This window comes from Sulfitobacter sp. S223 (assembly GCF_025143825.1).
Lineage (GTDB): Bacteria > Pseudomonadota > Alphaproteobacteria > Rhodobacterales > Rhodobacteraceae > Sulfitobacter.
This window is the reverse complement of the sequence record NZ_CP083560.1, coordinates 750,021-770,434: the sequence shown is the minus strand read 5'-3', so window position 1 is coordinate 770,434 and position 20,414 is coordinate 750,021. Positions and strand designations below refer to the sequence as shown.

Here is a 20,414-nt window from a genome sequence, read left to right as displayed (position 1 = left end):
TCATGTGGCGGCTATGTAGCCAGCCTGTCCTGTGATCAGGACAGGATCCCCATGATGTCGCTTTCTTTCATCATCAGCATTTCTTCGCCGTCGACGGTAACTTCTGTGCCGGACCATTTGCCGAACAGGATTTTGTCGCCAGCTTTTACGGCAGGTGCGATCAACTCGCCGCTGTCTTTGCGTGCGCCTTCGCCCACGGCAACAACTTCACCTTCGGAAGGTTTCTCTTTTGCGCTATCCGGAATGATAAGCCCGCCAGCAGTTTTCTCTTCGCTTTCAGTGCGCTTAACCAGCACGCGGTCGTGAAGTGGTTTCAATGCCATCTTTGTAGCTCCTTGATGCTCAAAGTTATCTCATAGGACCAGCCCTTCACCTGAAGCAGCCAGCCGTTATCACTCACCTTGGTCGAGTGCTAACGAGCTGTACTTAGGGATGCGCTACGAGCGAGTCAACAACGATGCGTGCAAAATTCAACCGCATCCGGCAGTGATCAATCAGCAGCCAGCACCCGTGAGGCCACAGCAACGGCTTCAGCACCGGCAGGCGTGAGGCCGTAAATGCCTTTTTCGACTTTCTCGAACCAATTGTAATGATTGTCGCGCATCATGGCGGTCGCCCGTTTCACGCCCGTCTCGCGCGCGACATCTGCGCCCTTACTGGCACCCACTTCAAACAAATACATGGCAAGTTTAACAGCGTCCTGCCGGTAGGCTGTAACAAGCCCTGCCCGCGTTTGGCCACCGTCGTTCGGATCACCTTGCCGCCGGGCAAATTCACGCAGCAAAGTCGCCTTGCGCTTGGCATTCTTGCGCGGCGCGTATGGCCCCGGGTCACAATGCACAGATACCAGACCATCTTCGATCCGGACAGTCATCAGGCCTAGCCCCAACCTACGCGCAAGCGTTGTATTGGCCTTGACCGCCTTATAAAATGCCTTTCCGGGCTTATGAGCAACTGCAAGATAAACGTCATCACTCACCTTCAGACGTTCAACACACTGATGGATGAGGGCGAGAGAAAATCCGAGCTTGAGCTCGACGACAACCGGAGGCTCGGCGCCGCGCACCGCGACAACATCGGCCGCGCCAACCTCTGCCTTCACGACATATCCCTGATTCTCCAGAAAGGATTTCACAGGAGGGTAAAGATCGGTTTCTCGGGTGCTCATGCGCGCCACGTTATCACCATTCCCAAACGGCCTGCGACCCCTTAATCTGGCAGCATGACACGCGATGAACTAACCGCATTTTGTGCCGCCTTGCCGCGCACCACCCATGTGGTGCAATGGGGCAATGCGGACGTTTACAAAGTCGGTGGAAAGGTCTTTGCCATCATCGGGCTGGGCCAAACAGGCGATACCGTCACCTTCAAGACATCGCATATGGCCTTCGAAATCCTGTCTGACAGTCCGGGCCTGCGCCCTGCCCCCTATATGGCCTCTCGCGGGTTGAAATGGATACAGCAATACGAACAGCCCGGCCTGTCGGACGACAGCTTGCGCGACCACATCCGTGCCTCTTACGATCTGGTGGCCGCCGGACTAACCCGCAAACTGCGCGCTTCCCTCGGTCTTTAGCGGCGTCAGAGTATGCGGGAAAGTCTGTGCGCAAAGCCTCTTTGGGGGTTTGTCCCCCGTGACACCGCGCTTGATCCTGTTATAAGGCGCAAAAATCGCCTTATTTCTCTACAGGAGCGCATCATGTCTACCCTCGTTTTTGGCCACAAGTCCCCCGACACCGACAGCACAGGCAGCCCGATCATCTGGGCATGGTACCTGAACGAAATCATGGGTGTAGACGCCAAGCCGGCCCTGCTGGGCGAGCCGAACACCGAAGCGTTGTTCATGCTGGACCACTGGAAACTGGACAAGCCGGAAATCATCTCTGACGTTGCTGACGATCAGCCGGTTGTGATCGTGGACACGAACAACCCAGCGGAATTGCCAGCCAACATCAACAATGCCGACATCCAAGGCATTGTGGACCACCACAAACTGGTTGGCGGCCTAGAGACAAAAGGCCCCATTCACATCGTGATCGAACCTGTCGCTTGCACCGCCACAATCATGTGGAAAATGATCGGCAAAGATATGGCGCAGATGCCTACCGAAATCAAAGGCGCGATGCTGACCTGCATTCTGTCTGACACGCTGGAATTCCGTTCCCCGACAACCACGCAAGAAGACAAAGCCATCGCATGGTCGCTTGCCGAAGATCTTGGCGTGGACATCGCCGCATACGCAGCGCAGATGTTTGCAGCCAAATCCGATGTATCCTCCTTCTCCGAAGCAGAGCTTTTGCGGATGGACAGCAAGGAATACGAAGTCGGCGGCAAGCAATTCCGCGTCTCCGTGCTTGAAACAACTTCGCCAGCATCTGTGCTGGACCGCAAAGACGCACTGATGGCTGCTATGCCCGGCGTAGCCGAAGAAGATGGTGCCGATCAGGTGCTGCTGTTTGTGGTCGATATTCTCAACGAAGAAGCCACAATGCTGATCCCCAACGAACTGAGCAAATCCGTTGCCGAGAAATCATTCGGCGCGACAGTATCAGGCGACACGGTCGTTCTTCCCGGCATCATGAGCCGCAAAAAGCAGATCATCCCGAACCTCAAAATCTGACCTTATTGGCGGATCTGATCCGTACCATGGCTCCCTTGGCAACAAGGGGGCCTTTTCTTTGCCTGACGCAGACGTGCTCACGCCTCTTTGCTTCACCGGCCTGCTCCGGTATCTGGGGCATAACCTAGCCAACAGGAGCCTTCACATGACCCGCATCATCAACGCCCTTTCCGAGGTCTCTGCATCCTATGATGCCCTCTTTGTGGATCTGTGGGGCTGCGTCCATAACGGGGTCACCGCGATACCCAGCGCCGTTGCGGCGTTGCAAGAGTATCGCAAGACTGGCGGCAAGGTCATTCTAGTGACCAACTCACCGCGCCCGCGCGCAGGTGTCACCAAACAGCTTGTTCACTTCGGGGTACCCGTAGACGCCTACGATGCGATTGCGACATCCGGCGATTCCGCACGTTCGGCCATGTACCGCGGCGTGGTCGGAACGAAAGTCTGGCACTACGGTCCTGTAACCGACAGCCGCTTTTTCGACCCACTGGAAATTCTGGAGAACCCTGTGGAAATTTCTCGCGTTCCGCTGGAAGAGGCCACCGGTATCGTTTGCACTGGTCCGTTTGATGCGGAGGCAGAACCGGAAACATGGCGCGCAGACCTTGAAAAGGCCTTGGCGCGCGACCTTAAGCTGCTCTGCGCCAATCCCGACATTGTCGTTGATCGGGGTGAAATCCGTGAATGGTGCGCGGGGGCCGTTGCCAAGATGTACACCGAAATGGGCGGAGAGAGCCTCTATTTCGGCAAACCCCACGCGCCGATCTATGATTTGGCCCGTCGCCGTCTGCATAAACTGGGCGACAGCATTGCTGACGAACGCATTCTCGCCATCGGTGACGGCATCCTGACAGATGTGAAAGGCGCTATTGATGAGGGCATTGATTCTATTTTCATCTCCGGCGGGCTAGCAGCTTCTGAAACAAAAACCGTGACCCAACCGGACGAACAGGCGCTAACAGACTTTCTTAAAACGGAAAAATACGATCCAACCTTCACGATAGGTCACTTGCGTTGACCAACTTTCCCCTTGCATTTCTGCGCGTGCAAAGTAATTAAGTTGCCAATAGGGCGTCGCCCTCGAACTTTTATTACGCAGAGGGAAAGCATGTTGGACAATCTTCCACGCGGCACCATCGTCATTGAAGACATTGAAATCGGTATGTTCCGGTACCTGCGCAAGCAGGTAACAGACGAAGATATCGAAATGTTTGCGACTATTTCAACCGACCGGAATCCTGTGCATCTGGACGATGATTATGCGCAAGACACTATTTTTCAGGGCCGTATCGCCCATGGGATGCTGACTGCCGGCCTGATTTCCGCGGTCATCGGAGAACAGTTGCCCGGCCACGGCACTGTCTACCTTGGTCAGACGATGAAATTCCTGCGCCCCGTACGCCCCGGTGATACCGTTTATGCCGAGGTAAGAGTAACCGATATCGATCCGGCCAAACGCATCGTGAAGATGGATTGCCATTGCTCTGTCGAGGGCAAAAAGGTGCTGGTAGGCGAAGCAACGGTTCTGGCACCGTCGCGCAAGTTCGACTGACCTTGCACGCATCCGCAGGGGCCGCTACTCAAGGCCCATGCGGATCATTTCTGACTATCAATTCGTAGAAGAAACAGATCGTGGCGCCACCGCCGCGATCGGTAACTTTGATGGGGTACACCTTGGCCACCGATCGGTGATCGAGATGGCGCGCGACGCCGCCCCGGATGCCCCTCTTGGTATTGTGACGTTCGAGCCGCATCCGCGCGCTTATTTCGCCCCAGACGCGCCGCCCTTCCGATTGATGAGCAGCGCAGCGCGCGCCTCTCGCCTTGCGAAGGTTGGTGTTGAAAAGCTGTACCAGTTGCCATTCAACACGGCACTTGCCTCGCTCACCCCTTTCGAATTTGCGGATAAGATTTTGCATGATGGGCTGGGCCTGCGGCATGTCGTGGTCGGTGCCGATTTTTGCTTTGGCAAAGGGCGTGCTGGAACAGCGAAAGATCTACAAAGCTTCGGTGAACAGCTGGGTTTTGGTGTGACCATCGCACCGCTGATGGCGCAATCCGAACAAACAGTTTCCTCCACGGCGATCCGTCGCGCCCTTTCTGATGCCCGTCCACGTGATGCTGCTGCGATGCTGGGTCACTGGCACCGTATTGAAGGCCCTGTCATCGGCGGGGAACAACGCGGTCGCGAGCTTGGTTATCCTACGGCCAATATGTCCATTGATGGGCTGCACCCGCCTGCCTTTGGTGTCTATGCTGTGCTGGTGGATGTCCTTGAAGGACCACATACAGGTAGCTACCACGGCGTCGCCTCTATGGGTGTGCGGCCAATGTTTGGCGAAAACAAACCGAACCTGGAAACCTTCATTTTCGATTTCAAAGGTGACCTGTACGGCACTCCGCTTTCGGTTGCCTTGGTCGACCATTTGCGCGGCGAAGAGAAATTCGACAGCCTTGATGCGCTCATCACACAAATGGACGCCGACAGTGCCCGTGCCCGTAGCATTCTGGCCGCACTATGAGTGATCCAATCGACCGCAACGGCCTTGGCAAACGCTTTTGGGAGCGCAAGCCGCTTAAGTCAATGAACCCCAAGGAGTGGGAAGCACTGTGTGACGGCTGCGGCAAATGCTGCCTGAACAAGCTTGAGGATGAGGACACAGGTGAAGTCGCACTCACCAATGTCGCATGTCGACTGCTGGATGACGCGACATGCCGCTGCGCGCAATATGAAATCCGTCACCAGTTCGTGCCAGATTGCATCGTCATGACCCCCGAAAATATCGACGACCACGCCTATTGGATGCCCCAGACTTGCGCCTATCGCTTGCTCTGGAAAGGGGAACCATTGCCTGATTGGCACCCCCTGATCACCGGCACCGCCGAAAGCGTGCACAAGGCCGGCGTTTCCATGCGCAACCGTACGGTCAGTGAATGGGAAACCGCATTCGAAGACTGGGAAGACCACATCATTGAGGAGCCGCTTTAATGTTTTTCGCCTCTGACAATTCCGGGCCTGTTCACCCAAATATCATGCAGCGCGTGATGGATGCAAACAACGGCTATGCCATGCCTTATGGCAAAGACGAGATCATGGACGAAGTCCGTGAGGGTATCCAAAGAACTTTTGAGGCACCCAATGCCGCCGTCTATCTGGTGGCGACAGGCACAGCTGCCAATTCAATCGCATTGGCCTGCTACACCCAACCTTGGCAGACTATTTTCTGCGCCCAGTACAGCCATATCGAAGAAGACGAATGCAACGCGCCTGAATTCTATGCAGGCGGCGCCAAGCTCACGCTCATTCCCACCGATGACAAGATGACGCCTGACGCCCTATCCGCAGCCATCGCGCGCCGCCCTACGGGCAATGTCCACATGGCACAGGCTGGTCCCGTCTCTATCACCCAAGTAACAGAGTTCGGATCGATTTATTCGCTGGATGAGCTCCGCGCATTAACGTCTGTAGCCAAGAGTGCGGGGCTACCTGTTCACTTGGATGGGGCGCGTTTTGCCAACGCAGCGGTCGCACTGGATTGCACAGCAGCCGAGATGACGTGGAAGTCAGGTGTCGATGTGGTCAGCTTCGGCGGCACCAAAAACGGCTGTATGGGGGTTGAGGCCGTTGTCTTTTTCGATGAGGCAAAAGCATGGGAGTTCGAGCTGCGCCGCAAACGTGGCGCGCATTTGTTTTCCAAGCACCGTTACCTTTCGGCCCAGATGGCCGGTTACCTACAAGATGATCTATGGCGCGACATGGCACGCAGCGCCAATGCAGCCTGCGCGCGTCTTGCCGCGGGTTTGAAACAAAATGGAGCAGAGATGCTTCACGAGTCGCAGGCAAATATGATCTTCGCACGTTTCCCACGCCGCGTGCATCAAAAGCTTCAGGCGGCTGGGGCGAAATACTACGTGCTTGATGGCGATGTCGCGTCAGGTGACGGCGATGCTCTGCTCGCCGCGCGCCTTGTTTGTGACTGGTCAATGACAGATGAGCTCATCAACCAGTTTCTTAGCCACTTTTAGATCCCTAGCTGCGCGCCAGAAGCGCGCGGATCGGTGCAACGACACACTCAGGATGGGTAACGGGCAACATGTGCCCGACCCCTTCGATCACCACACGCTCTGCGTCTGGCAAGCGTTTCTGGAGCGCGATGTTTACCTTTGCGCTTAGTGCCGGTGACTGATCCCCCTCAAGCAAAAGCGTCGGCATCGCGGCTTGCGCCAGACGCCCCCGTGCCAGCATCCCAGCACTATCCTTGAACAGGAACTCGGAACTCGCGGGCACAAAATGTACCAGGCGCGTCATGTGTTCACGCAGCTTCTCTGGCACCTCATCCCACGGGGTGCCGTCACCCCAGCCACGGTTGAAAACCCGCGCCGCTTCCCGTTCATCACCCGCAGCAAATGCAGCATCCATTTCGGCATTTCCGCGCTTATACTCTTCAATCAGCCCCGGCTCATCAGCGGCGGCGACGGCAAAGAACACCGGTTCGATCAGCGTTAGACTGCGCACCAATCCAGGATTTTCCACCGCCAGACGCAGGGCAACAGTTGCACCGAAGGAATGGCCGATCAAATCCATCGGCTCTTTCATCAATGCGCGGCCCATAGCGGTGGCAACGTCATGCACATTGCCTGTCCGGTCCCAGACACCGGATTTTCCGTGACTTGGCAAATCATAGGCCAACAAGCTTAAGTCATCTTTTAGCGCTGCTGCGACACCGCGCCACGCGCCACTATGGCTAAGCGTGCAGTGAATAGCCAACGCGCGCCGCGAGGCCCCCTCGTACAGGTGGGTATGTGTATGAAGTGTCACAGTTTTCCTTGCAAATAGAGGTCCAAATCCGCGATCCGGTCTTGTCCCCAAAATCGCTGGCCGTCAACGATGTAAAATGGCGCACCGAAGACACCGGCCGCGATCGCGTCTTCAAGGTTATTGGTGTAGGTCTCAGCACCTTGGAGCAGGCCGCTGTCAGACAGCGAAGGGTCAAATCCAGCCTCTTTCAGACATGCGCGGATCACTTCATCCTCGGCAATATCTTTGTCTTCGGCCCAGACAGCGCGTGTGATGATATGCGCAAGCAATCCCAAATCACCGCCCCCTGCGTTTTGTGCTGCGATAAATGCATAAGCCGCTGGTGCACCGTTGGTTGGCCAATGGGCGGGCTTGATATTGAAAGGCAGTTCAAGCTTCTTTGCCTGACGTGTCAGTTCCTGCGCGCGGTATTCGATACGGCTGATGTGCCGGTCTTTCGGCATCACCCCGCCTGTTCGCCCAAAGGCCTGCGGCAAATCGAACGGTTTATAGTTGATGGTCGCGCCATTTTTCGCAGCAACCTCTTCCAAACGGGTCCCGGCGAGGTAGCAATAGGGAGACAACGTAGCAAAATAATAGTCGATTTGGGCCATTTGGACCTCCTGATGGGTGTGTCGGCTTTGCCTGACCCTAGGCACATGTTAATCGGTGTTCAACGTAACGATTCTGTTAAACCGCTGCCACGGAGCACCCCCCACATGCGAAGCACCCCAGAGCCAAAGCTGATTTCCGGCAATGCCAATATGCCACTGGCAAAAGCCATTGCGCGGCGGATGTCGCTTCACCGCGGGGTCAACGTCGGATTGGTGGATGCACGGGTCGAACGGTTTAATGACGGTGAGATTTTCGTTGAGGTATTCGAAAACGTCCGCGGTGAAGACATGTTCATCATCCAGCCCACTTCGAACCCCGCCAATGACAATCTGATGGAACTGGTTATCATGGCAGATGCGCTGCGCAGGTCTTCTGCCCAACGTGTAACGGCCGTCCTGCCCTACTTTGGCTACGCCCGTCAGGATCGCCGCACAAAGGCCCGCACGCCCATCACGGCGAAGCTGGTTGCCAACATGCTGGTCGGTACAGGCATCGAGCGTATCCTGACGATGGATTTGCACGCCGCACAGATTCAGGGCTTTTTCGATATACCCGTGGATAACCTGTATGCATCGCCGGTCTTTGCGCTGGATATCAAACATGCTTTCAAGGATCAGATGGAAGATCTGTTGATCATCTCCCCTGATGTTGGTGGCGTTGCACGCGCACGCGAACTGGCCAAGCGTCTCAACGCTCCTCTGGCTATCGTGGACAAGCGCCGTGAAAAAGCCGGCGAAGTGTCTGAGATGACCGTGATCGGGGACGTGAAGGGCAAAACATGTATTATTGTCGATGACATCTGCGATACTGCCGGAACACTTTGCAAAGCTGCGGAACTCCTGATGGATAGCGGAGCAAAGGAAGTTCACGCATATATTAGCCATGGCGTGATGTCCGGTCCTGCTGTCGAACGTGTCACAAATTCGGTAATGAAATCTCTGGTGATCACCGACAGCATCCAGCCGACAGACGCGATCAAAAAGGCGCCAAACATCCGCATCGTTCCGACCGCACCGATCTTTGCGCAGGCGATCTTGAATATCTGGAACGGGACGTCTGTTTCCTCACTGTTCGAACAGGACACGCTGGGCCCGATCTACGACGGCATGTACACGTCAGACTGATCTTGAACTGTCTTCCAAAACCTAATTTTTGACCCACCCCGAACGGGCTTTCTTTCAAGAAAGCCCGTTAGCCGACATCCCACGCATCGGCGTCCTCAAGCTCTCCAAAAGCTGTCCAAGCGATACGCACACGGGCAACCTTGGTATCGCCCCAGGTGCGGAAAACCATGTCAAAGCCCTTTTCCGTCACTGCCTCTGCCGACACATCAGCGCGTAAAACCGATCCTGCATCCATATCCCAAAGGGAAATGGACAACTGAACAGTTGGCTCACTCAGGTATTTTTCCGAAAACTTGATCCGGCGACGCCGTTCGCGTTGGCCACGGCCTGTCCACATCTCGCCGCCATCTTCAAAATCTTCGAATAGGATTTCGTCGCCGCTGTCCACGCCAACAATCAGACTACGCAATTTCTTCATAATGAGCTTTCCTGTGAGGCCACGGCAGCGGAGTTAAATTCAATTTATGGTAAAATATCTGGACTGTGAAACGCAAAAGGCCCCGCCTAACGGCGGAGCCTCTTTAAGTCTGTAGAGCGGGTCATTCCTTAGCGGTCAGGCCCATATGCTCACCCATTGCGACCATGTCGGACAGCAGCTTGGCTGCGTCATCCACTGGACCGGGTTCATTTTCGAATTCCGCTTTCACCTTGCTGTAGGTGTTTTTGGCTTCTTCCATGATCTCGTTCATAGTCTCTTGGGTCATGTCTTCTCTGGCCAGAGCACGCTCTGCCAGAACTGATACGCCCTTAGCTGTGATTTCAGCGAAACCGCCGGTCACAACATACTGGGAATGGCCATCAGGGCCATCCACGGTCAGGATACCCGGACGCAGAGTGGTGATGGTTGGCGCATGATCGGGCATTGCCGTCATATCGCCATCCGTCCCAGGAATCTGCACCGAAGCCACTTGAGCCGAGGCAAGGCGCCGCTCAGGCGACACCAGATCGAATTGCATCGTGTCTGCCATTACAGGGTCTCCTTAAGCAGCGTCAGCCGCCATTTTCTCGGCTTTCGCCTTCACTTCTTCGATGCCGCCTACCATGTAGAACGCACCTTCTGGAAGGTGGTCATACTCACCGGCAACAACAGCCTTGAACGAGGCTACAGTCTCGGACAGTGGAACCTGCTTGCCGTCTGCGCCGGTAAAGACTTTCGCAACGTCAAACGGCTGGGACAAGAAACGCTCGATCTTACGTGCGCGGGCCACGGCCAGTTTGTCATCCTCGGAAAGTTCATCCATGCCCAGAATGGCAATGATGTCCTGCAAGGATTTGTAACGCTGAAGAATCTGCTGAACGTCTGTCGCAACCTTATAGTGCTCTTCACCGATAACCAGCGGATCAAGCAGACGCGAAGTGGAGCCCAGCGGGTCAACCGCAGGATAGATGCCTTTTTCCGAGATCGAGCGATCCAGAACTGTTGTCGCGTCAAGGTGCGCAAACGATGTGGCTGGAGCAGGGTCGGTAAGGTCATCCGCAGGAACGTAAACGGCCTGAACGGACGTAATCGAACCGGACTTCGTGGAGGTAATACGCTCCTGCATCGCACCCATGTCGGTTGCGAGTGTCGGCTGGTAGCCAACCGCGGAAGGAATACGACCCAACAGAGCGGAAACTTCGGAACCGGCCTGTGTGAAGCGGAAGATGTTGTCCACGAAGAACAGAACGTCTGTACCGGATTGGTCACGGAACTGCTCGGCCAATGTCAGACCTGTCAGGGCAACACGCATACGCGCACCTGGAGGCTCGTTCATCTGACCGTAGACCAGTGCCACTTTGGACTCTGTCAGGTTGTCAGGAACAATAACGTTGGATTCGATCATCTCGTGGTAAAGGTCGTTACCTTCACGCGTACGCTCGCCCACACCCGCAAAAACGGAGTAGCCGGAGTGCACTTTGGCGATGTTGTTGATCAGTTCCATAATCAGAACTGTTTTGCCAACACCGGCACCACCGAAAAGACCAATTTTACCACCCTTGGCGTATGGCGCCAGAAGGTCGATAACTTTGATGCCTGTTTCCAGAACTTCGGATGTTGTCGCCTGCGCAGCAAATTCTGGTGCGTCTGCGTGGATCGGGCGGCGCTCTGTTGCTTCAACAGGGCCTTTTTCGTCGATGGCTTCGCCAACAACGTTCATGATGCGGCCCAGTGTGGCGTTACCAACAGGCACGGAGATAGGCTCGCCGTTGTCTGTTACTTTCTGACCACGAACGAGACCTTCGGTCGCGTCCATCGCAATTGTGCGAACAGTGTTTTCGCCAAGGTGCTGAGCAACTTCAAGGATCAGGTTCTTGCCCTGGTTTTCAGTTGTCAAAGCGTTCAGAATCGCTGGAAGGCCATCCTCGAACTGTACGTCAACGACCGCGCCGATGACTTGGGTGATTTTGCCGACTGCTTGTGCCATGTCGTATTACTCCAATATCTTACAGCGCTTCCGCGCCGGAAATGATTTCGATCAGCTCGTTGGTGATGACGGCCTGACGGGACCGGTTGTATTCGATTGTCAGGTCTTCGATCATCTCGCCCGCGTTGCGCGTCGCGTTGTCCATTGCGGACATCCGCGCGCCCTGCTCGGAGGCACCGTTTTCCAACAGCGCCGAGAAGATGGCCGTTGCCACACCACGCGGCAGAAGATCAGCGAGGATCGCCTCTTCGGAAGGTTCGTAATCGAACAGCGTTTCGGGCGCAGAGGCCTCTTCCGCTTCGATCTTCGCAGGAATGATCTGCAATGCTGTCGGGATCTGGCTGACCACGTTGACAAACTCTGCATAGAACATTGTAGCGACGTCGAATTCACCTTCGTCAAAACGGATCAGCACGTCCTTCGCGATGCCCTGCGCATCGGTGAACCCGATACGTTTGACTTCGCTCAGATCGATGTGCCCCACGAAATGCTTGGACAGATCCCGCTTAAGCTGGTCACGGCCCTTCTTGCCAACGGTCAGGATTTTCACCTGCTTACCTTCGGCAATCAGCTTTTGCGCATGTGCACGGGCCTTCTTGGCGATGTTGGCGTTGAAGCCACCGCAAAGGCCTTTTTCGGCTGTCATAACGATCAGCAGATGTACATCATCCTTGCCCGTACCGCTTAGCAGTTTGGGCGCGGAATCCAGTCCACCGACAGACGCCGCAAGCGACGCCATGACCGCGTTGAAGCGCTCCGTGTAAGGACGGGACGCTTCAGCCGCTTCCTGCGCGCGGCGAAGCTTCGCCGCGGCAACCATTTGCATGGCCTTCGTGATCTTACGGGTGTTTTTCACACTCGCGATCCGGTTTTTAAGGTCCTTGAGATTGGGCATTGCCTATCTCTCCTTAAGCGAAGTCAGCAGCGAACGCGTCGAGAGCCGCTTTGATTTTATCTTCCAGCTCACCTTTAACCTTGCGGTCATTGTTGGTGATATCTTCCAGAAGGTCGGCATTTTTGCCGCGCAGGTGCTTCAGAAGGCCCGCTTCGTAGCGGCCAACGTCTTTCACATCCACTTTGTCCAAGTAGCCGTTCGTACCTGCGAAGATTACGCATACGATTTCGGCATTGGTCAGCGGGTTGTACTGCGCCTGCTTCATCAGTTCTGTCAAACGCGCACCACGTGCCAGCAACTGCTGTGTGGATGCATCAAGATCGGAACCGAACTGAGCAAATGCTGCCATTTCGCGGTACTGAGCGAGGGACAGCTTCACCGGACCAGCAACAGAAGACATCGCTTTTGTCTGGGCAGAGGAACCAACACGCGAAACCGACAGACCTGTGTTCACAGCTGGGCGGATGCCTTGGTAGAACAGTTCGGTCTCAAGGAAGATCTGACCGTCGGTGATGGAAATCACGTTGGTCGGAATAAACGCGGAAACGTCGCCACCCTGAGTTTCAATGATAGGCAGAGCTGTCAAAGAACCGTTGCCTGCGTCGTCACCCAATTTGGCGGAACGCTCAAGCAAACGAGAGTGGAGATAGAAAACATCACCAGGATAAGCTTCACGCCCGGGCGGACGACGAAGAAGAAGTGACATCTGGCGGTAGGACACAGCCTGCTTGGACAAATCATCATACACGATCAGGGCGTGACGGCCATTGTCGCGGAAGTGCTCTGCCATAGCTGTCGCGGAATAAGGTGCGAGGAACTGCATTGGTGCAGGCTCGGACGCTGTCGCGGCAACAACGATGGAATATTCAATCGCGCCTGTTTCTTCGAGCTTTTTAACCAGCTGGGCAACAGTGGAACGCTTCTGGCCGATCGCAACGTACACGCAGTACATTTTCTTGCTCTCGTCGTCGCCGGCAGCTTTGTTTACCTGTGCTTGGTTCAGCATCGCGTCGAGCGCAACAGCTGTTTTACCAGTCTGACGGTCACCAATGATCAATTCGCGCTGGCCACGGCCAACAGGGATCATCGCGTCTACGGACTTCAGACCAGTTGCCATTGGTTCGTGAACGGACTTACGCGGGATGATGCCCGGCGCTTTGACTTCGGCGAGGCCACGCTTGGTGGTGCCCAGCGGGCCCTTGCCGTCAATCGGGTTACCCAGACCGTCAACAACACGACCCAGCAGTTCGTCACCGATTGGCACGTCCACGATGGAGTTCGTGCGCTTGACGGTGTCGCCTTCTTTAATGTCACGGTCGGAACCGAAGATAACAACACCAACGTTGTCCGCTTCAAGGTTCAGGGCCATGCCCTGAATACCACCGGGGAATTCAACCATTTCACCAGCCTGAACATTGTCCAGACCGTATACACGCGCGATACCGTCACCAACGGAAAGCACGCGGCCTACTTCGGCTACTTCAGCTTCCTGACCAAAATTCTTGATCTGGTCTTTCAGGATCGCAGAAATCTCTGCAGCTTGGATACCCATTTATCCGACCTCTTTCATTACATTCTGAAGGGAATTGAGCTTCGATCGGATCGACGTATCGATCATTTTCGAACCTACTTTAACAATCAAACCACCGATGAGTGCTTCATCCACGGATTGGTGTAGTGTCACGGTCTTACCGGTTGTCTTCTTAAGCGACGCTGCCAGTTTGTCGGCCTGCGTCTTGGTCAGTGCCTTCGCGGAAATTACATCCGCAGTCACTTCACCTTTATCTTCGGCGATGATGTCGCGCAGGTTCTGGACCAGCTGCGGCAGCACAAACAGGCGCCGCTTTTGCGCCATTAGTGCCAGCGTGCTGGCGACCATGGGCGACAGTTTCATCTTTTTTGCAATCGCAGTAATGGCCGCGCCCTGCTGATCACGTGTGTAGATCGGAGAGTTGATCAACGCACGGAAATCATCGCTTGTGGTCATTGCTTCATACAAAACGGTCAAATCCGCCTCAACGGCTTTAACCTTTTTGGCCTCTTTGGCCAATTCAAAAACGGCTGTCGCATAGCGTTGCGCGATGCCGGTGGAGATCGAAGCTGGTTCGGACACGTCCATCCTCTCATACGTCATGCCGGTGGGGCGCAATTGCCCGGCACCGGTCTGGTGGCGCTGACGGGGACTTGCCCCAAGCGGTTAAATCATGGGCGATGTAGCAGACCGTTCTAATTGCCGCAACACGCTATCGTGACGTCGCATATTGCGCCTTGCCCTAGATTTCAAGGGTTTGGCCGAACTGCGGCCTTTTGCCCACGTATTAATTTCCCGCATTTCATTATTTTTAGCCAACTTTTTCGATTCTAGGCAATGAATGAAAATTTTGAGGTACGGCAAAAATCATGAGAGAATCCCCGACACCGCATCGCCTGAACCTTCTGCCTTTGGTCCGCCCTGCCCGCTTTGCTAATGACTGATGCCGCAATGTGGCGGATTCTTTTTGTTGCTGGACGATCAAAGGAGGCCTGTCGGAGCCCCCTTTTTACCCAACCACGTACCTTGCGATTTTGGGTGTTGGCCGCTTTTTACTGGAACTGCTGCAGAACAGCCTGCGAAACAAACTCGATACCAGCAGTTTGGATACCCTTACCATTCTCTTCCACACGTCGGATGAGGTAGCCCCCATATGGGGACATAACCAATACTACCGCTGCCTTAAGCTTCAGTGATCTGCGCTTGTGCGGCGCCATTGAATGTTAGCCTGCAGATATAGCAGTGACACAACCCTGACAGTTAGATTAAACAGGTTTTGCTTCCGGAGCCATCACGCCAATCGGGTTGCGGACGCGCTTGCGGGCGACACGACCCTTTGGCGGATAAACCAGCTTGGTCGCTTCGACCATGAAGGCGCCACCGGCAACAATGCTAGGCACCTTGCGGCCCACTTGTTCGAACAAACCGCCTGATTTCATCCACATCCTTTTACCGGATGGAAACTGGTATAATGCGCCCACGTGACGCTCTGGCAGGAACTGGTGTTTGCGCAACTGCGCGTCCAGCTGACCCGGAGAATATGGCCGCCCGTAGCCAAACGGCGTTCGATCCCTTCGCGCCCAGAGACCCGCGCGGTTCGGTACAATAAACAGCGCTTTCCCCCCCGGCCCTAACACGCGCCAACATTCCTCAAGCAGATCCGAGGGGCGTTCGCAGGTTTCCAGACCGTGGAGCAGAACCAGTTTATCTACATGCCCCGTTTCGATTGGCCAAAGGGTTTCCTCTGTCAGAACAGACGTATTCGGCATCCCCGCCGGCCAAGGCATAACGCCTTGCGGCCCCGGCATCAGCGTAATCACCCGCCGCGCGTCAGCCAGATAAGGCCGCAGTAACGGTGCGGCAAACCCGAATCCGACCACTGTCTGCCCCTGCGCCTCTGGCCAAAGCTCCAGCATCTGGCCGCGCAAGGATTTCTGCGCCGCACGCCCCAGCGCACTGCGATAATAGAAGTTGCGCAAATCCTGCACATCAAGATGCATTGACAGGGCCCCTCATTGCGCCATTCTGTGCTACTCTAACCCAGCAAAGGACACTTGCCCATGCCCTCGGAAACACATGAGACAGATCAACACACGCTGGTGACGATTGCCTGCCTGTCAGACAATTATGCATTCTTGTTGCAGGACAAGAAGTCTGGCGAAGTAGCATTGATCGATGTGCCCGAAGCGGCACCAATCAAGGCAGAGCTGGCCGCGCGCGGCTGGAAGCTGAACCAGATATGGCTGACGCACCACCATTATGATCACGTCGATGGGCTGCCTGAGCTGCTGTCTGACTATCCAGCGCCCGTTTACGGGGCAACTGCTGACGCCCACCGCCTTCCAGATCTGGATGTGCAGCTTGGGGAAGGCGATCATTTCTTTCTGGGCGATACAAAAGTAGAAGTGATAGACGTCTCGGGACACACGCTGGGTCACATCGCCTTTTACGTGCCCGCCGCACGCGCAGCGTTCACTGCTGACAGCCTCATGGCTTTGGGATGCGGGCGATTGTTCGAGGGGACGCCGGATCAGATGCACGCAAGCCTGAGCAAAACGTCTAGCTGGCCAGACGAAACCCTGATCTGCTCCGGTCACGAATACACGGCATCCAACGCGAAATTCGCCCTTACGGTGGATCCTGACAACGCGGCCCTAGTTGAACGTACCGCACAAATCGCGAAGATTCGAGCCGAGGGTGGCTTTACTGTCCCCTCGACACTTGGCCTTGAGCGGGCCACAAACCCGTTCCTGCGCAGCCACGACACACAACTGCGCAACGCATTGCGAATGCCAGAGGCGGATGACAAAGAGGTTTTCGCCGAATTACGCGGCCGCAAAGACCAATTTTGACTTCACACTGTCCGGGCAGAAGTTTTATTGCCCGGAAAATGGGGCCGGATACTTTAAAAGGATTCGTTCATCCCCATCTGTTAGGGATAACAATTCACCTGTTGCCGCGACGACTCAAACCGCGCTGAAAACACCATCACATTAAGCTCGCTGAAATAAATGTGACAACTTTATTTCAAAAAAGACTTGAAGCTGGGCAACTATCAACCAAACTCTAATACTATCAGGCCATGGTCGGATCGCAGGCGCTGGCATCTCTCACGCCCCACCGACCCCTATCGAAAAGGAGCACAAAAGTGCCTTCATTCTCGACCACTCTTGAGCAGTCCATTCACGCAGCCCTTGCGCTCGCGAATGCACGCCGCCACGAATTCGCCACGCTGGAGCATCTGCTGCTTTCGCTGGTAGACGAGCCTGATGCACTTCAGGTCATGAAAGCCTGCTCTGTCGATGTAGAAGAGCTGCGCGATACCCTTGTCGAATTCATCGACGAAGACCTCAGCAATTTGATCACTGATGTCGAGGGGTCGGAAGCCGTACCAACGGCAGCCTTCCAGCGCGTTATCCAGCGCGCGGCCATTCACGTGCAGTCGTCAGGCCGCACCGAGGTGACCGGCGCAAACGTGCTTGTCGCCATTTTCGCAGAGCGTGAAAGCAATGCCGCCTACTTCCTCCAAGAGCAGGATATGACCCGCTATGATGCGGTTAATTTCATTGCGCATGGCGTTGCAAAAGACCCTGCCTACGGCGAGGAACGTCCTGTTGCCGGCGCGCCGGAGCACGAAGAAGAAGCTCAAGGCGTAACAGACGGTGACAAAAAAGAATCCGCGCTCGCGAAATATTGCGTGGATCTGAATAAGAAATCTCGCGATGGCGATGTCGATCCCCTGATCGGGCGCGATAGCGAAGTAGAACGCTGTATTCAGGTGCTGTGCCGCCGCCGGAAGAACAACCCGCTGCTGGTGGGTGATCCCGGTGTTGGCAAAACAGCGATCGCTGAAGGTCTTGCTCGTAAGATCGTTGCAGGTGAAACACCTGAAGTATTGGCAAACACAACGATCTTCTCGCTCGACATGGGCGCACTGCTTGCTGGTACACGTTACCGCGGTGATTTCGAAGAACGGCTGAAAGCTGTTGTGACCGAGCTTGAAGATCACGACGATGCAGTTCTGTTCATTGATGAAATTCACACCGTTATCGGTGCAGGCGCCACGTCTGGTGGGGCGATGGATGCCTCAAACCTGCTGAAACCTGCGCTGGCTGGTGGCAAATTGCGGACCATGGGCTCAACCACATACAAAGAGTTCCGTCAGCACTTTGAAAAGGATCGCGCGCTTGCACGCCGGTTCCAGAAGATCGACGTGAACGAGCCTTCGGTAGAAGATGCACAGAAAATTCTCAAAGGTATCAAACCGTACTTTGAGGATCATCACAGCGTCAAATACACGGCCGACGCAATCAAGACTTCGGTTGAGCTTGCACATCGCTATATCAATGACCGCAAACTGCCAGACAGTGCGATCGACGTTATCGACGAGGCAGGCGCAGCCCAGCATCTGGTTGCAGCGTCCAAACGCCGGAAGACAATCGGTACAAAAGAAATCGAGGCCGTTGTTGCGAAAATTGCGCGCATCCCGCCAAAGAACGTCTCAAAGGACGACGTTGTTGTTCTGAAGGATCTCGAAACCTCGCTCAAACGCGTTGTGTTCGGTCAGGATAACGCCATTGAGGCGCTGTCTTCGGCGATCAAACTGGCGCGTGCCGGCCTGCGTGAGCCCGAAAAGCCGATCGGTAACTACCTGTTCGCAGGGCCGACAGGTGTGGGTAAAACCGAAGTCGCGAAGCAGCTTGCGGACGTACTGGGTGTGAAACTCCTTCGCTTCGACATGTCGGAATATATGGAGAAACACGCTGTCAGCCGCCTGATCGGTGCCCCTCCCGGCTATGTCGGTTTCGATCAGGGTGGTATGTTGACCGATGGTGTTGATCAGGATCCGCATTGCGTCCTGTTGCTCGACGAGATGGAAAAGGCGCATCCTGACGTCTACAACATCCTGTTGCAGGTGATGGATCACGGCAAACTGACCGATCACAATGGCCGCACAGTGGATTTCCGCAATGTGGTATTGATCATGACTTCTAACGCCGGCGCATCCGAGCAGGCGAAAGAGGCGATTGGTTTTGGCCGTGACCGCCGCACCGGAGAGGACACCGCAGCGATTGAGCGGACGTTCACACCGGAATTCCGCAACCGTCTTGATGCAGTGATTTCCTTCGGGGCATTGCCGAAAGAAACCATCCTGCGGGTTGTCGAGAAGTTCGTACTCCAGCTTGAAGCCCAGTTGATGGATCGCAACGTGACCATTGAACTGAGCAAGCAAGCAGCAGAATGGCTCGCTGACAAAGGCTATGATGATAAAATGGGTGCGCGCCCTCTGGGTCGCGTCATCCAGGAATACATCAAAAAGCCACTGGCTGAAGAGTTGCTCTTTGGCAAGCTGGCCAAAGGCGGCGTAGTCAAGATCGGCGTTAAGAAAGGTGAGCTTGATATCCAGGTGGACGGGCCAGACAGCCCGCGCCTGACCGGGAACAAGCCACCATTGCTAACAGCAGAGTAATGCGATCCGGTCTTTTGACCCTTCTCTCTCTCGCCGTGCCAGCCACGGCGGGAGAGTTATCACTTTCATCCCCCATTGATTGTGATCTAAACGGTCCCTGTTACATCCAGCAATACGTGGACCACGACCCGTCCAAAGGCGCGTCGGATTTTGCCTGCTCTGGCCTCAGCTATGACGGCCACAAGGGGACTGATTTCGCTTTACCAAGCTATGATATGATTGATGACGGCGTCGATGTGCTGGCCTCGGCGACCGGCGTTGTTGCAGGTTTGCGCGACGGGATAGAAGACGTTCGTTTTAGCCGCGACCGCGCAGCCGCCCTGAAGGGGCGCGAATGCGGGAACGGGGTCGTGCTGCGCCACCCAGATGGATGGGAAACGCAATATTGCCACCTACGCCAGGGATCGGTCACCGTTGTGCGCGGTCAGACAGTACAGAAAGGGGATGTGCTGGGGGAGGTTGGTATGTCCGGACGGGCAGAATTCCCACATGTCCACTTGTCGGTCCGGCACAAGGGCGCGGTAATCGACCCATTTGATCCCGACGGCACCATCACCTGCGGCGCGGTGGAAACCGATACACTCTGGACAGACCTGCCCCCCTACCGCGCAGGCGGGATCGTTAACATTGGCACCAGCGGTGCGGTCCCGGATTTTTCAGACATTCGCGCCAATACAGTCATGGGTCCCGATGAGAGCAGTGACGCCTTGGTAATTTACGCGTTTCTGTTCGGGACACAAAAAGGCGACGTTATCCATCTGGTGCTTGAGGGTCCCGACGAAACCGTGATTAAAAAAGACATTCAGCTGGAGCGGTCGCAAGCGCAGTCTTTCCGCGCAATTGGCAAGAAACGTGGTAGAAAAAACTGGCCCAAAGGCGATTACACAGGAACTGCAACCCTGCTACGACAGGATCAGATTATCGACAGCCAAAGCCTGTCTCTTTCCCTGCCCTAG

The 20,414-nt window shown here is 55.3% G+C and carries 22 protein-coding genes; 11 read left to right on the top strand and 11 right to left on the bottom strand.

From position 1 onward, the window contains the following. Window positions 1-35: 35 nt before the first annotated feature. Together groES and K3757_RS03900 are read right to left on the bottom strand one after the other, a co-directional pair. A complete protein-coding gene (groES, locus tag K3757_RS03905) occupies window positions 36-323 on the bottom strand; it encodes a co-chaperone GroES (protein WP_259999589.1) in 288 nt (95 codons plus the stop codon). 167 nt (window positions 324-490) lie between these two features. After that, a complete protein-coding gene (locus K3757_RS03900; RefSeq protein WP_259999587.1) occupies window positions 491-1,168 on the bottom strand; it encodes a DUF2161 domain-containing phosphodiesterase in 678 nt (225 codons plus the stop codon). A 54-nt stretch (window positions 1,169-1,222) separates the two neighbouring features. On the opposite strand from K3757_RS03900, the gene K3757_RS03895 reads away from it, so the two are divergent. From K3757_RS03895 to K3757_RS03865, 7 genes are all read left to right on the top strand, one after another. Beyond that, window positions 1,223-1,576 carry an MmcQ/YjbR family DNA-binding protein gene (locus tag K3757_RS03895; RefSeq protein ID WP_259999585.1) on the top strand — a complete coding sequence of 118 codons (354 nt, stop codon included), beginning with the start codon at window positions 1,223-1,225 and terminating at the stop codon, window positions 1,574-1,576. A gap of 123 nt (window positions 1,577-1,699) precedes the next feature. Beyond that, complete coding sequence (locus K3757_RS03890) at window positions 1,700-2,620, top strand: manganese-dependent inorganic pyrophosphatase (protein ID WP_259999583.1); 921 nt, start codon at window positions 1,700-1,702, stop codon at window positions 2,618-2,620. 145 nt (window positions 2,621-2,765) lie between these two features. Then, window positions 2,766-3,638 (top strand): TIGR01459 family HAD-type hydrolase, encoded by an 873-nt coding sequence (locus K3757_RS03885; RefSeq protein WP_259999580.1) that lies wholly within the window; start codon window positions 2,766-2,768, stop codon window positions 3,636-3,638. A gap of 90 nt (window positions 3,639-3,728) precedes the next feature. Beyond that, entirely contained in the window at window positions 3,729-4,172 is a 444-nt protein-coding gene (locus K3757_RS03880; RefSeq protein ID WP_259999578.1) for a MaoC family dehydratase, read from the top strand. Window positions 4,173-4,209: 37 nt separating this feature from the next. Then, window positions 4,210-5,142: a bifunctional riboflavin kinase/FAD synthetase gene (locus tag K3757_RS03875; RefSeq protein ID WP_259999576.1), complete on the top strand. Its 933-nt coding sequence runs from the start codon at window positions 4,210-4,212 to the stop codon at window positions 5,140-5,142. Continuing rightward, complete coding sequence (locus tag K3757_RS03870) at window positions 5,139-5,609, top strand: YcgN family cysteine cluster protein (protein WP_259999574.1); 471 nt, start codon at window positions 5,139-5,141, stop codon at window positions 5,607-5,609. Before K3757_RS03875 ends, K3757_RS03870 begins: the two co-directional genes overlap by 4 nt. Next, entirely contained in the window at window positions 5,609-6,646 is a 1,038-nt protein-coding gene (locus tag K3757_RS03865; protein WP_259999572.1) for a low specificity L-threonine aldolase, read from the top strand. The genes K3757_RS03870 and K3757_RS03865 overlap by 1 nt, the downstream gene beginning before the upstream one ends. A gap of 4 nt (window positions 6,647-6,650) precedes the next feature. Here the strand turns inward: K3757_RS03865 and K3757_RS03860 are convergent, their stop codons facing one another. Next, complete coding sequence (locus K3757_RS03860; protein WP_259999570.1) at window positions 6,651-7,439, bottom strand: alpha/beta fold hydrolase; 789 nt, start codon at window positions 7,437-7,439, stop codon at window positions 6,651-6,653. Next, window positions 7,436-8,032, bottom strand: coding sequence for a 2-hydroxychromene-2-carboxylate isomerase (locus K3757_RS03855; RefSeq protein WP_259999568.1), 597 nt, complete (start codon window positions 8,030-8,032; stop codon window positions 7,436-7,438). The genes K3757_RS03860 and K3757_RS03855 overlap by 4 nt, the downstream gene beginning before the upstream one ends. A 105-nt stretch (window positions 8,033-8,137) precedes the next feature. Here K3757_RS03855 and K3757_RS03850 point away from each other — a divergent pair, with 105 nt between their 5' ends. Beyond that, entirely contained in the window at window positions 8,138-9,157 is a 1,020-nt protein-coding gene (locus tag K3757_RS03850; protein ID WP_259999566.1) for a ribose-phosphate pyrophosphokinase, read from the top strand. 67 nt (window positions 9,158-9,224) lie between these two features. Here K3757_RS03850 and K3757_RS03845 read toward each other — a convergent pair whose 3' ends face one another. The 7 genes from K3757_RS03845 to K3757_RS03815 form a co-directional block, all read right to left on the bottom strand. Continuing rightward, complete coding sequence (locus K3757_RS03845; RefSeq protein WP_259999563.1) at window positions 9,225-9,575, bottom strand: H-type lectin domain-containing protein; 351 nt, start codon at window positions 9,573-9,575, stop codon at window positions 9,225-9,227. 121 nt (window positions 9,576-9,696) lie between these two features. After that, entirely contained in the window at window positions 9,697-10,125 is a 429-nt protein-coding gene (locus tag K3757_RS03840; protein WP_259999562.1) for a F0F1 ATP synthase subunit epsilon, read from the bottom strand. A gap of 12 nt (window positions 10,126-10,137) precedes the next feature. Further along, complete coding sequence (gene atpD / locus K3757_RS03835) at window positions 10,138-11,562, bottom strand: F0F1 ATP synthase subunit beta (RefSeq protein WP_259999559.1); 1,425 nt, start codon at window positions 11,560-11,562, stop codon at window positions 10,138-10,140. Between the two features lie 19 nt (window positions 11,563-11,581). Continuing rightward, window positions 11,582-12,457, bottom strand: coding sequence for a F0F1 ATP synthase subunit gamma (locus K3757_RS03830; protein WP_259999557.1), 876 nt, complete (start codon window positions 12,455-12,457; stop codon window positions 11,582-11,584). 13 nt (window positions 12,458-12,470) lie between these two features. After that, window positions 12,471-14,009, bottom strand: a complete 1,539-nt coding sequence (atpA, locus tag K3757_RS03825; protein WP_259999556.1) for a F0F1 ATP synthase subunit alpha — start codon at window positions 14,007-14,009, stop codon at window positions 12,471-12,473. Next, a complete protein-coding gene (locus K3757_RS03820; RefSeq protein ID WP_259999554.1) occupies window positions 14,010-14,570 on the bottom strand; it encodes a F0F1 ATP synthase subunit delta in 561 nt (186 codons plus the stop codon). A gap of 683 nt (window positions 14,571-15,253) precedes the next feature. Next, complete coding sequence (locus K3757_RS03815; RefSeq protein WP_259999552.1) at window positions 15,254-15,988, bottom strand: class I SAM-dependent methyltransferase; 735 nt, start codon at window positions 15,986-15,988, stop codon at window positions 15,254-15,256. 60 nt (window positions 15,989-16,048) lie between these two features. Here K3757_RS03815 and gloB point away from each other — a divergent pair, with 60 nt between their 5' ends. The 3 genes from gloB to K3757_RS03800 all read left to right on the top strand — a co-directional run bounded on the left by gloB (window position 16,049) and on the right by K3757_RS03800 (window position 20,414). Beyond that, the gene (gene gloB / locus K3757_RS03810) at window positions 16,049-16,840 is read left to right on the top strand and encodes a hydroxyacylglutathione hydrolase (protein WP_259999550.1); all 792 of its coding nucleotides are present in this window, start codon (window positions 16,049-16,051) and stop codon (window positions 16,838-16,840) included. A gap of 296 nt (window positions 16,841-17,136) precedes the next feature. Next, the gene (clpA, locus tag K3757_RS03805; RefSeq protein WP_259999548.1) at window positions 17,137-19,458 is read left to right on the top strand and encodes an ATP-dependent Clp protease ATP-binding subunit ClpA; all 2,322 of its coding nucleotides are present in this window, start codon (window positions 17,137-17,139) and stop codon (window positions 19,456-19,458) included. Further along, complete coding sequence (locus K3757_RS03800) at window positions 19,458-20,414, top strand: M23 family metallopeptidase (protein ID WP_259999546.1); 957 nt, start codon at window positions 19,458-19,460, stop codon at window positions 20,412-20,414. Before clpA ends, K3757_RS03800 begins: the two co-directional genes overlap by 1 nt.

Bases quoted from the DNA above. Each gene is read 5' to 3' on its own strand.
- atpD (WP_259999559.1), bottom strand. From the start codon at position 11,562: ATGGCACAAGCAGTCGGCAAAATCACCCAAGTCATCGGCGCGGTCGTT.
- K3757_RS03840 (WP_259999562.1), bottom strand. From the start codon at position 10,125: ATGGCAGACACGATGCAATTCGATCTGGTGTCGCCTGAGCGGCGCCTT.
- K3757_RS03900 (WP_259999587.1), bottom strand. From the start codon at position 1,168: ATGAGCACCCGAGAAACCGATCTTTACCCTCCTGTGAAATCCTTTCTG.
- gloB (WP_259999550.1), top strand. From the start codon at position 16,049: ATGCCCTCGGAAACACATGAGACAGATCAACACACGCTGGTGACGATT.
- K3757_RS03845 (WP_259999563.1), bottom strand. From the start codon at position 9,575: ATGAAGAAATTGCGTAGTCTGATTGTTGGCGTGGACAGCGGCGACGAA.
- K3757_RS03875 (WP_259999576.1), top strand. From the start codon at position 4,210: ATGCGGATCATTTCTGACTATCAATTCGTAGAAGAAACAGATCGTGGC.
- K3757_RS03870 (WP_259999574.1), top strand. From the start codon at position 5,139: ATGAGTGATCCAATCGACCGCAACGGCCTTGGCAAACGCTTTTGGGAG.
- K3757_RS03800 (WP_259999546.1), top strand. From the start codon at position 19,458: ATGCGATCCGGTCTTTTGACCCTTCTCTCTCTCGCCGTGCCAGCCACG.
- K3757_RS03850 (WP_259999566.1), top strand. From the start codon at position 8,138: ATGCGAAGCACCCCAGAGCCAAAGCTGATTTCCGGCAATGCCAATATG.
- K3757_RS03865 (WP_259999572.1), top strand. From the start codon at position 5,609: ATGTTTTTCGCCTCTGACAATTCCGGGCCTGTTCACCCAAATATCATG.
- K3757_RS03890 (WP_259999583.1), top strand. From the start codon at position 1,700: ATGTCTACCCTCGTTTTTGGCCACAAGTCCCCCGACACCGACAGCACA.
- groES (WP_259999589.1), bottom strand. From the start codon at position 323: ATGGCATTGAAACCACTTCACGACCGCGTGCTGGTTAAGCGCACTGAA.
- K3757_RS03885 (WP_259999580.1), top strand. From the start codon at position 2,766: ATGACCCGCATCATCAACGCCCTTTCCGAGGTCTCTGCATCCTATGAT.
- atpA (WP_259999556.1), bottom strand. From the start codon at position 14,009: ATGGGTATCCAAGCTGCAGAGATTTCTGCGATCCTGAAAGACCAGATC.
- K3757_RS03895 (WP_259999585.1), top strand. From the start codon at position 1,223: ATGACACGCGATGAACTAACCGCATTTTGTGCCGCCTTGCCGCGCACC.
- K3757_RS03855 (WP_259999568.1), bottom strand. From the start codon at position 8,032: ATGGCCCAAATCGACTATTATTTTGCTACGTTGTCTCCCTATTGCTAC.
- K3757_RS03815 (WP_259999552.1), bottom strand. From the start codon at position 15,988: ATGCATCTTGATGTGCAGGATTTGCGCAACTTCTATTATCGCAGTGCG.
- K3757_RS03830 (WP_259999557.1), bottom strand. From the start codon at position 12,457: ATGCCCAATCTCAAGGACCTTAAAAACCGGATCGCGAGTGTGAAAAAC.
- K3757_RS03880 (WP_259999578.1), top strand. From the start codon at position 3,729: ATGTTGGACAATCTTCCACGCGGCACCATCGTCATTGAAGACATTGAA.